This window comes from Collimonas sp. GW821-FHT02H07, from assembly GCF_059421505.1.
Genome location: NZ_JBWKVC010000036.1, coordinates 1 through 10,345, shown reverse-complemented (window position 1 = coordinate 10,345; position 10,345 = coordinate 1). Strand labels below are relative to the sequence as shown.

The window sequence follows — 10,345 nt, the reverse complement described above, 5'->3', positions numbered from 1 at the left end:
CCGGTGGCGCCGAAACCTGTGAACGACAAGCCGAACGATGCTGAACCCATGCAGGTGTCGGACAAGGTGGTCGTCAGTGATGGCGCAACAATATTCGGCACGGTCTTGATGGAGTACGTGCCGCCGTAGTCGACCGTGGTCTTGGTGTTGTTCGGGCTGCTGCCAGGATCGCCTGCGGCGCTACTGGCCCCTGCTCCTGCGGACGTTCCGGTGCCGGATGTTCCTGATGTCGTTGGCAGGGAGACCGATACGCTCACGGTTGAATTGCCGCCGGTGCCTGAGCCGCCGGTCCCGCTGCCGCCATTGGTGGCAGATGCGCCATATGTTCCCGAAATCGAATTGGAAGCGGTGCCGCCGGCTGCCGTGCCGCCGGCTGCCGAGCCGCCGACACCGCCGGCGCCGCCGACCGCGGTTGCGGTGGATGTAGAAGTAGGTGTTGTCTGTGCTAGCGCAGGCAATGTGAAGGTCGAGGCTACCAGGATGCCTATAAGTATGCGTTTCATGGCTTCTCCATCATAACGGTTGGTTTTACAAGCGAGAGGGAAAGATTTCTTTTCCCTCTCGCAACTCATAGCTAACCGAGCCGTTGCCTGTTGTTATTAAAATCCAGCGAGTGCTTTTGAGTATGCATTGCCGCCGCTGCCGCCATTCCCGGCATAAGCACTGCCGGATGTGGCGCCGCCGGCGAACACGAAGTTGCCAGCTGAGCCACCGGTATTGGTGGCGCCGATCGATGCGTTAGAGCTGCCGGTGTGGGAATAGGCCGATCCGCCGCTTGCCAGCGCATTGCCGTTATAGGCCTGTGTACTGCCGGAGGTGCTTGGTGTGCCGCCTGCGCCGCCAGTCGAGTCGCCATGCATGGTGTTGCCGGCATTGCCGCCGCTGGCGCCGCCACCGGCAGTTCCGCCACTGGCAGTAGTAGCGCCGCCTGTTGCCGAGCCGCCGCCAGCGCCAGTCCAGTTGTTGCCACTGGTTGCTGCGCCGCCGGTAATGGTTTGAGTCGCACTGCCGCCTGTTGATGTGCCGCCCATGGCTGTTCCGCCGACTGCGCCGCCTGAAGTTGCCGAGCCGCCTGCGCCACCTGCACCACCGACCGATGCCGCAGTTGCAGTACTAGTAGTGGTGGTGGTTCTTGTCATTGTAATTGTAGTTGTACCTGCAGCGAATGCAGAGACGGCAAACAGTGAAACTATGGATGCGGCAATAATTTGCTTTTTCATTTCTGTTTCTCCTTGAGGTGGGGGCATCATTCACCAGATTGTCTTACCCGTGTGCCCCTGGCCACAGGCAAGCGTTGCCACAGATGAGGATCATGTCGGCAGCATGCTGTGCATAAGAGGTGCGTCGGATTGGAGTGAGTGTCTATGCAGCAACAAGTGTTGCGAATGTCTCACCGAATTAAATCGAAGTGTCATTTTTCGATAAGGTAAAACACGACAAAAATATTGCGCTTTGGATGCGACCAGCGCAGGACGCGTCGAGCGAGTGCATTGACGTTGGTCTGATAATAGAAGTGCAAAAATCTAGTGTCTACGACAAAATATTGTCAGCATCAGACAGATACTTTGGCCGATTTGGCTAGTGTTTTTCCGTGCCGCATCTTGGGAGCGCTAACAAGAAATATAAAATGCCATTTCCTTCTTGGCGCCTGAATGGCGTTACTGCGAATGATGACGTATGGGAAAACTGTCGAGAGCATGTGATGTCCGTTTTTGACAAGGCGTAAAACAACATGCGCAGACTCCGGGTGGTTTCGCTGAAACTGCCTGCGAAGCGGGTTGTGTGGCGAGGTGTTGTGCCGTTTTTTACTGTGAGCATCGGCCTTAATCGTGTGAATTTTTACGTGATCGCAATTACTGGACAGGCGAGCAGATGATTGCGAGTCGGATGCTGGATCAGAAAATGGAAAACGCGCAAAGAGGGGTGGCTTTTTATGCATTCTAATTGCGATCTGCCTAACTCTTATGATGCCTCACAATGTCCCACCCTCAAATTACGCCTGTTAAGTCTTCGATTGAGCGTTTGCCTGTCGTCATGGCAAGAACCGGAAGAAGTCGCGCTTCAATCTATCTCGACATGAAGAAGGGCATCTTTCCACAATGCTTTAAGGTCGGGATCCGAGCTGTCGGTTGGTTGTCTAGCGACATCGATGCGTGGATAGATAGCCGTGCTCAGCTGGTCGGAAAGGTTGAGGTGACATCATGATTGAATTGATTAGCATCGATCAGCGGAAATTGAATGGGGCGATCATTCAAACCGCGAATGCGCGCGATCTTCATGGATTTCTCGAAAGCAAGCAGGATTTTTCAACCTGGATCAAGGCTCGAATAGCTCAGTACGGATTTGTGGAGGGTGCAGACTACCTACTCCACAAATTTATGGAGCAGATGCCAAGCGGAGCAAAATCAAAAACTGAATACCATCTGACACTTGATATGGCAAAAGAGCTGTCGATGGTTGAGCGCAGCGCAAAGGGAAAAGAGGCGCGGCAATATTTCCTTGAATGCGAACGCAAAGCAAAAGCGGAAGTTGATCCGGTGGTCATGCTCAATGACCCCGCCACAATGCGCAATCTGTTGCTGGGCTATTCCGAAAGAGTCCTTGCCCTGGAGGGACAGAACAATGCCATGCGCCCCAAGGTTGAAGCGCTGGATCGAATCGCCACTGCGGACGGTTCCATGTGCGTTACGGATGCTGCCAAGTTGCTGCAAATGCGTCCCAAGGACTTGTTTGACTGGTTGCACCGGCATAAATGGACGCATCGCAGGAGAGGGAGGTCGGGTTGGATTGCCTACCAGGAGCGGCTGCAAAATGGGTTCCTAGAACACAAGGTAACTACAGTCGAGCGCTCGGACGGTACGGAGAAAATTGTAGAGCAAGTGCGGATATTGCCAAAAGGACTTGCCAAGTTGGCTGAGTCGGTCGCGCGAGCGTAGGAAGTGTGAATGACAAAGGTAATTAAGTCCGGGGCTCCGGCGCGCGTGGCGACTAAGAAGGCGGTAAAGGTTTCGACGCAAGACTCGGCGCTCGAGGCGTCAGCTGATGACAGTGCTGCACAAGCGCGCCTCAGTCGTGCGCAGGAAATCGTCAACGGCTTTGATCTGCCTCCCAAGGCAAAGCTGTTCGTCGTCGAGTACACCAAGGACATGAATGGCACGCAGGCTGCTATTCGTGCTGGCTATTCAGCAAAGACGGCTAATGAGCAAGCTGCACAGCACTTAGCAAAACTTAGTATCAAACAGGCCGTCGATGCGGTAATGAACGATCGCATCGAACAGGGCATCTTCGACGGCGACATGGTAATTTCCCGGTGGGTGGAGATCTCGCAGGCGAATCCGAACAGCTTGACGCAGTATCGCCGTGTCAATTGCCGGTACTGCTGGGGAGAAGGGCATCGCTATCAGTTCACGCCGGCTGAGATGGAGGATGCTAAGCAGGTGCTGGCTGATGCCAACGCCAAGCGCGCGCTGGAGGAGCTGCCAGAGCTGGGATGGGACGACAAGGGCGGCCTGGGCTTCGTCGGCAACCGGGATCCGCATCCTGAGTGCCCGGAATGCTGGGGCGAGGGTGTCGGACGCCCGTTCTTTACTGATACGCGCAAGCTTGGCCGTGAGAGCCTGCCGCTGTATGCCGGCGTGAAGCAAACCAAGGACGGCCTGGAGATCCAGATGCACAACCAGACCGATGCTCTGGATAAGCTGGCGCGCCACTTCGGCCTATATAAAGACAAGCTGGCCGATGCTGTAGAGAAGAGCTATACCCGAGAAGTGCTGGAAGAACGCTTTGCCGGCGCCATGCAGCGCGCGCAGGAGCGCCAACGCCAGGTGGATGAAGAGCGCGGAACGGTCGCGAATGGCTAAGAGGCGGTTGCTGGATGATCCGCGCTACCCGGAGTTCGTAGAGCGGTATCAGTTTGACCCGTTGCGCTTCGCCGTCGAGGTATGCGGCGTATCGCCCAGCGCGGACCAGATTGACCTGTACCAGGCCATGGAGCCCATGGATGCCAAGGTCAGCGTGGTTTCCGGCACCTCCACCGGCAAGACCAACTCGTTCGGCCGTATCGCGCTCTGGCATCTGCTGTGCTACCCCTATGCTGTCTACGACGGCAAGCTGGAAATCGGCTCGAACACCTACATCGGTGCGCCGAACCTGCAGCAGGTGGCGGACGGCGTCTGGAAAGAGATGCAGGACTCGAAGATTGCCATGGCGAACGGCCCACACTCCTGGCTGTGCGACTATTTCGTCATCACGAAGACTCGCGTGTATGTGATTGGCTTCGAAGAGCAGTGGTTCGTGGGTCGCGTTGCACTCGCCAAAGGTCAGTCAGTGGGCATCGCCGGTAAACACCGCTGGGCCCAGCTGATCATTGTCGATGAGGCCGCGGGCGTGAGTGACGACCATTTCGACGTCATCGATGGCACACAGACGCAGCCCTGCAACCGCACGCTGATCGCCTCTCAGGGCGTCCGCAGCAGTGGCCGGCATCACGCCTCGCATCACAAGCTATCGGCGCGCAATGGTGGCTCCTGGCATTCGTTGCGCTTCAACTCCGAGCGCTCACCGTTTGCGACAACCAAATGGCTCAAGGAGCGGGAGAAGGAGAGCGGCGGCCGAGATTCGGTTGAGTACCAGATCCGCGTGCTGGGCTTATTCCCCGAGCAATCTGAACGCTTCTTGCTAGGCCGCAGCCAGGTCGAGAAGCTGGTTGGCGCCGAGCGCACCATCAGCGCCGGTGAGCCCTATGGCAACCTGTTCATCATCGACGTGGCCGCCGGCGTCTTCCGTGACAAGACCGTTGGCACCTACGCGCGGGTGATCGGCAACGGCGATCGCATTGATGCTGATCCGCGCCGCGTGGACATCATGGAGGTACCTATTTTCTCGAATGCCCTGGACTGGCAGCACATCGCCGGCGAGGTGTTCCACTACACGCAGCGATTATCCAACTGCACGATCCTGGTCGACGTTGGTGGGCAGGGCATCCAGTTCGCCAAGATGCTCGAAAACCTCGGTTGCCCCAACGTCGTCAAGATCAACTGGGGCAACCCATGCTTCAAAAAGAAAAACAAGGATCGCTTCTTCAACCTCCGCGCGCAGTGTTCAGTGCTTGCCGCCGAGGCCGTGAAGGACGCCCGCATCACCTTCTCTAATCAACACGTCCAGGATCTGCTCGATCAGGCGTCCAAGATTCCTTATTTTTTCGATGAAAAGGCCAGGTATCACATTGAGCCTAAGGACAAAATGAAGGAAGAGGGCATTCCATCACCCGACTTGTGGGACACCGTGTGCATGGCTTTCCTGGAGAGCGCGCATTACATCGGATCCGATGGCGATCATTCTGGGCATTCAGGCATTGACGCGACGCTCAGAGCTGCAGCGGAAGCGTTTGCTGGTGTGTAGCGCCGCACCGTCCATAGGGGGCGTTAATTTTGAACGAAACAAATGGGGTAGGGAAGCTGTCATTGTCGACATTGTAGATCGACCGGCAACAGCTATAGTTGTTATGTGGCAATTCGCCATAAGAACTGGAGATAACAAAATGCCTATAACTAGCCCTTGGTACTCAATTAAGCAACAGGAGCATCATAACAACACTAAATGCGGTCCGGGAAGTGAAATACCAGCCCACAATCGTCAGTCTGGGACTGGAAATAAGCCATTGTGTAAAGATTGTGCTGCTTTGAATAAGCAAGGGAAATAATCTTTGCTCACCCCTTATTCTGATAGCGACATTCATAAATGAGGGCGCAGGGGAGCCCGTAACTATACAGTTTGGACGAAAGCGATAATGGGGCAATGGGGCGAACCGAGTAATAGGAGCTATAGACCTGGAATGACGGTGCCGGTTATCCGATCGCAATAAAATCTGCGGGCGCAGCATCAAAATGATGCGCCGTCAAATGACTTACCACCAAGTGGGTACGAGTTTGAATTTAAATACGGTCGTACGAACCCTTAGTCGTCTTCGAACGGGTGAGCGTGTCGACGAAAATCGTGGTGGAAATCGGAGGATTGAGCAATGACTATTAAGAATCTAAATTTGATTCAGAACGTTCAATACACGTTATTTTCTGATGCTCAGCTGAATTATCCCCTCGGATATCTGCTCAACGGTATTTACTATGAGGGGGCGAATGAGCAACCAGTGGGGAAATTGGTGGATGGGAACTTCTACTATTTTGTAATGAATAGTGGTGGAAAACTAGTTAGCGGGAATCCTGCTGGACACTTGGACGGCGATTGTATTGTCAGCACAAAGGATGGGCAGCGATTCCCCCTTATTGCCGCCGATTAAGGGACCAGCCACACCTCTGGTCGGAACTTGCAGATATAAGCGTTGCCGACAGTCTGCTATCGGTTCGGATTAAGGGGCTGATTGCTTGAGGAACGAAGTAGCCGTGTCAAGTGTGGGAGCAGGCGCATGAATTATAGTGCAAAGCCGTCGCTCTATGCCAAAGCGTAATGCCACGAGGGTGCGCCATGACAATAAATGAGATTAAGGAAGTTCTCCTTTGGTGTGTTGTTCTTAACTACGCGTTGCTGCTGATCTGGGCTGGTAATGCTTGCGCTAATGTCTGCTCAAAAGGCTCTGCAAATAAGTGATTTGCCGCAAGATGAATACGAATTTGGATTTAAATACGGTCGCATGAACTCTTAGTGATCTTTGAAGGGGGAGGACTCCGACTGAGATGCTTGAGTTTGCGGAGGTCGCTGTGACTCTTTCTCTTTCTGCATTGAAGCCAACGTTTTTTTTGCTTTTGATGCATTAATGCGATGGCGTAATGCTGATGGAACCATCAACAACACGCCAAGAGTGGCACCCGAAGCAAAGAATCCTAGGAGAAATAATACCAACGGGCCGCTCATCGTTGTACCTGGAATAAACTGAAGATTAACGTAGCTGTTATTTTGCAAAGCGAATCCAAAAAACGCTATGAAAAGAAGAATAGTAATGAATCGAAAAATAATTTTCATATGATCGTCTCGTTATGGAACCAGTAAAAATTGAAAAGTCGTGCTAATACATAATCACCAGCGAATTGACATTGTAGAAGTTGCCATCAAAGCGTACGGCGCTACATGCTTGACGTCGGCGAATAGCATTTACTAGCCGGGGTATTTCTATTGCGAATGAACTGTATTTGGCGGCACCATTGTATTGTTTTACGTATATGGCCCATAGACGTTATACCGATCTAGAATTAGGATTTACTTAGGCCTCGCAGGATGGTGCGTGTCCATGATAGGAAGATGGTTTTCTTGAAGAGCGTGCACTACATGGGGTCTGATCGCGATCATTCTGTTGAGTCTGGCTTGAGAGCGATGCGCTAGGCCGCAGAGGGTGCGTTTTCTGATGCATAGAATAGGTTCAAAGAACGGTGCCAGATTTTTTTTGTGCGGGAACACCTTTGAAAAATACGCGATGTCTGAACATTTTTCTTAGAGCAATGCTCCCTATTAAGAATGCTCCTATCCCCGCGACCCATGCGAAAAATTCTAGTTCAGCAGGAACAATGCTTGATATTTTATAACCTAAAGCAACGCTCAATATGGCGACTACAGCATATACGATCAGAGGTACGCCGTACTCAATTTCAGCTTGGCAGTTTCGGCAAACAACAGCACCACGTATGATCAATGTTCGACAGTGGGAACATGCGATATATTTCAACTTAATTTTCCCGTGGTTGCTGTGTAAAAATGCGTTGCGTGACACCACTGGCAAGAGAATCGTCACAAATGGTGGCATGCACAGGAATGGCGCCACGCCAATTTAAAATTTTCGATTGTAGGAAAATAGAAGCCCAGCGGTTCCGAGTAGAGAAACTTCCACTGCGTCGCTTGGTGTTATTTTCCAGCCGACCGCAGGTACTAAGATTGGCGATAACCCATTGTAATTAAGGGGGACTTTATCTTTGTATTTCCCCACATATCCGTACATTAATCCACCAGCTAATTTTGCATAGAAGGTGGGTTGTCCAAATAACTGATCCCAGGTATATCCGATATATGCCGTACCTGTTGGTTGCCCAAAGGAGTTAGAGAACAGCGCTCCTCCAACGAACCATTGATTGCTACGATGGCGTTCTATGCCGATTAAAACTACGTTTTTATGCTCGGAGCTGTATTGATAATGATATGCATAGGGAGAAACCATCAGCTCCCAATAATCATTGTTCGTAGATGTCCCAGTTTCCTCTGCGTGCAGTGGGGGGACAATAAGCAACGAGCCAGCCATTAGAATGGCTGCTGGAAATTTTACAAAAATCATTGTGCACCATCTCACTTCTGTTGCGGCGTCGCAAATCACCTAACGACGCACATGCGGCGAAGTAGCGCCGACAATCAACAACTCAAATATCAACCTGTCGCTAGATACACTGATTTTCGGCAGCCTGACAAGACGTGTGGTACTACTTCGGACATGGCTGAATTGCTGTGCCTAATCTCGAAAAAAATCGTATCGAGAAAGCTCGTCATATTTTCAGGCAGAAAAAAGTCATTCGAATATATGACGAGCGCATCTGGGCTTGAAAGGTGATCAGCGCACCTGCTTCTCAATCGTGATCTGCTCCACCTCTACGCGACGATTCGGCTCCAAGCACTTGATCAGTTCAGTTCTATTTCTTTGATTGCATTCGACCACCGGGTTAGCTTTGCCTTTTCCGACAGAGGTCAGACGATCGGCAGCGACACCTTTGTTGACCAGATATGATTTAACTGCTTCGGCGCGGCGCTGCGACAATTTCTGATTATATTGGTCGGAGCCGAGGCGGTCGGTGTAGCCACTAATGACGATGTTATTGACTTGCAAATTAGCAGACAGCGAGCTCGCAATTTCGTCCAATTTTGGTTGCGGCATGCGTAACACGGCGCTATCAAAACCAAACAATTGAGTCGATGACAGCGTGATCTTCTCAAAACGCGGTGGTGCCGGTGGCGGCACGACTACCCGCGATGGTTCTGGCGGCTGTGGTGTAACGGCGACTGAGGTTGGCATTTTTTCGAAGGTGTAAATCAAACCGAGGCCGAATGTGGTGTTGTTGTCGCGCTTGAAACCGAAATTATTGTTGCTGCCAAGGAATCCGACAGAGCGACGTACATCGCCTTGCACACCCCATTGATCATTGATTGCGTAACGTAAGCCGGCGCCGAGTTCGAGATATGGCGCTGTCTTGGAGGCGCTTCCGCCAAGACCGTTGTTGACTTTATCGTATTCGACGCCGGCTCCGCCAAGCAGGAACGGCTGGAATGTGCCACGGGAAAACATATACAAAGCATCAGCGCCCAACGTGGTTTGCTTATAGGTGATGCCTACGTCTTTATCTTTGGCACGCCCATAGGTTGCGCCCAACTGCACGTCCCAGTCTTCCGAAATGGCTCGGCCGAACCGAAGGCCAGCCCCAGGACCATTTTTGTCATTGCCACTTAGGAAGCGGGCATCTGGATCAATCAGATTGATGCTCGGTGCGACATACCAGGATGGATTGTATGTCGATGCTGGAGCACTTTGTGCTGAGGCATTAAGTGCAGAGGCACTGAGCAATATAAAAATTGCCGTGCTAATTTTGTTTAGATTCATCATTATCTCTCTATATAAAGTGTAAAGATTCTTTAGCTGCGTAAAACGTGTGATTAAATCTGTGATGTAACAAAAAGGCCCTGTATTGCATGAATTCCCTACGAGCTCGACTAACGTGAACGGGCTGACGTCTGTTGACGCAAAAAATGTGAACAATTGAAAAATTGAGTTGTTAGCTCTGGGATTTATTTCAATATAACGTTGTGATTCAAGTCCGTTGTGCTGAACGTTTTGAAATAATGGAATTGGAAAATTCGATGTTATTTGAGATGTGAATGTTAATAAATGTTAGTTTCAATCCCATTGTCTGTCGTCATTCAAAAACTGGAGATTTTGAGACACGGAGAACGCGTGAGCATTGCGTTGATTTGGATGGCGAGTAGACGTTGTTGATGTTACGTAGATTCGACTTCAATCCGCTTAGAAAGGTTAACGGGCTTTTTATTAGTGAATAGGAAAACCCCCTTATCTCACCCTCGGCGATGGCCCTATCATCATCGCCATGAAACCGACGATCACCGCCCAAGACATTCAAGCCATGGTCAGCCACTGGCTGAGTACACCGCCGAACGGCTATCTCGGTTCCGACTATGGCGCTGATCCCCAGTCGCTACTGCAAAATCCCATGGCCGCCGGCATCGGCGATGCATTCATTGGCAAGATGCGTGAGGACGTGCCGGCGCTAGAGGCGATGCCGGCTGGCGCCGTGAATGTCTTCTACGTCGATGCGCTGCCGGATCGCCGTGAACTGATTGTCGACGT

Annotated in this window: 11 protein-coding genes and 1 pseudogene; 6 read left to right on the top strand and 6 right to left on the bottom strand. The window is 51.8% G+C overall.

Translation table 11 applies throughout. From position 1 onward, the window contains the following. Positions 1 to 503 (bottom strand): annotated as a pseudogene (locus tag AC07V8_RS25590) (hypothetical protein); the annotation flags it as partial. Positions 504 to 599: 96 nt separating this feature from the next. Further along, entirely contained in the window at positions 600 to 1,139 is a 540-nt protein-coding gene (locus AC07V8_RS25585) for a hypothetical protein (protein WP_494681151.1), read from the bottom strand. A gap of 838 nt (positions 1,140 to 1,977) precedes the next feature. On the opposite strand from AC07V8_RS25585, the gene AC07V8_RS25580 reads away from it, so the two are divergent. From AC07V8_RS25580 to AC07V8_RS25560, 5 genes are all read left to right on the top strand, one after another. Then, positions 1,978 to 2,205, top strand: coding sequence for a helix-turn-helix transcriptional regulator (locus AC07V8_RS25580; protein WP_494681152.1), 228 nt, complete (start codon positions 1,978 to 1,980; stop codon positions 2,203 to 2,205). Next, positions 2,202 to 2,936 carry a phage antirepressor KilAC domain-containing protein gene (locus AC07V8_RS25575; RefSeq protein WP_494681153.1) on the top strand — a complete coding sequence of 245 codons (735 nt, stop codon included), beginning with the start codon at positions 2,202 to 2,204 and terminating at the stop codon, positions 2,934 to 2,936. Before AC07V8_RS25580 ends, AC07V8_RS25575 begins: the two co-directional genes overlap by 4 nt. Before the next feature lie 9 nt (positions 2,937 to 2,945). Next, a complete protein-coding gene (locus AC07V8_RS25570; protein WP_494681154.1) occupies positions 2,946 to 3,860 on the top strand; it encodes a terminase small subunit in 915 nt (304 codons plus the stop codon). Next, entirely contained in the window at positions 3,853 to 5,400 is a 1,548-nt protein-coding gene (locus tag AC07V8_RS25565) for a hypothetical protein (protein WP_494681155.1), read from the top strand. Before AC07V8_RS25570 ends, AC07V8_RS25565 begins: the two co-directional genes overlap by 8 nt. Before the next feature lie 619 nt (positions 5,401 to 6,019). Beyond that, positions 6,020 to 6,295, top strand: coding sequence for a hypothetical protein (locus AC07V8_RS25560; RefSeq protein WP_494681156.1), 276 nt, complete (start codon positions 6,020 to 6,022; stop codon positions 6,293 to 6,295). A gap of 359 nt (positions 6,296 to 6,654) precedes the next feature. Here AC07V8_RS25560 and AC07V8_RS25555 read toward each other — a convergent pair whose 3' ends face one another. The 4 genes from AC07V8_RS25555 to AC07V8_RS25540 form a co-directional block, all read right to left on the bottom strand. Then, the gene (locus AC07V8_RS25555; protein ID WP_494681157.1) at positions 6,655 to 6,975 is read right to left on the bottom strand and encodes a LapA family protein; all 321 of its coding nucleotides are present in this window, start codon (positions 6,973 to 6,975) and stop codon (positions 6,655 to 6,657) included. Between the two features lie 394 nt (positions 6,976 to 7,369). Continuing rightward, a complete protein-coding gene (locus tag AC07V8_RS25550; protein WP_494681158.1) occupies positions 7,370 to 7,672 on the bottom strand; it encodes a hypothetical protein in 303 nt (100 codons plus the stop codon). 102 nt (positions 7,673 to 7,774) lie between these two features. Next, positions 7,775 to 8,272 carry a hypothetical protein gene (locus tag AC07V8_RS25545; RefSeq protein ID WP_494681159.1) on the bottom strand — a complete coding sequence of 166 codons (498 nt, stop codon included), beginning with the start codon at positions 8,270 to 8,272 and terminating at the stop codon, positions 7,775 to 7,777. Between the two features lie 270 nt (positions 8,273 to 8,542). Next, entirely contained in the window at positions 8,543 to 9,586 is a 1,044-nt protein-coding gene (locus AC07V8_RS25540; protein WP_494681160.1) for an OmpA family protein, read from the bottom strand. A gap of 499 nt (positions 9,587 to 10,085) precedes the next feature. Here AC07V8_RS25540 and AC07V8_RS25535 point away from each other — a divergent pair. After that, positions 10,086 to 10,345, top strand: a 260-nt coding sequence (locus tag AC07V8_RS25535) for a hypothetical protein (RefSeq protein WP_494681123.1), incomplete at its 3' end; no start/stop codon positions are given.

Coding starts and splice junctions, on each gene's coding strand:
- AC07V8_RS25570 (WP_494681154.1), top strand. CDS start 2,946: ATGACAAAGGTAATTAAGTCCGGGGCTCCGGCGCGCGTGGCGACTAAG.
- AC07V8_RS25565 (WP_494681155.1), top strand. CDS start 3,853: ATGGCTAAGAGGCGGTTGCTGGATGATCCGCGCTACCCGGAGTTCGTA.
- AC07V8_RS25560 (WP_494681156.1), top strand. CDS start 6,020: ATGACTATTAAGAATCTAAATTTGATTCAGAACGTTCAATACACGTTA.
- AC07V8_RS25580 (WP_494681152.1), top strand. CDS start 1,978: ATGTCCCACCCTCAAATTACGCCTGTTAAGTCTTCGATTGAGCGTTTG.
- AC07V8_RS25585 (WP_494681151.1), bottom strand. CDS start 1,139: ATGACAAGAACCACCACCACTACTAGTACTGCAACTGCGGCATCGGTC.
- AC07V8_RS25545 (WP_494681159.1), bottom strand. CDS start 8,272: ATGATTTTTGTAAAATTTCCAGCAGCCATTCTAATGGCTGGCTCGTTG.
- AC07V8_RS25555 (WP_494681157.1), bottom strand. CDS start 6,975: ATGAAAATTATTTTTCGATTCATTACTATTCTTCTTTTCATAGCGTTT.
- AC07V8_RS25540 (WP_494681160.1), bottom strand. CDS start 9,586: ATGATGAATCTAAACAAAATTAGCACGGCAATTTTTATATTGCTCAGT.
- AC07V8_RS25575 (WP_494681153.1), top strand. CDS start 2,202: ATGATTGAATTGATTAGCATCGATCAGCGGAAATTGAATGGGGCGATC.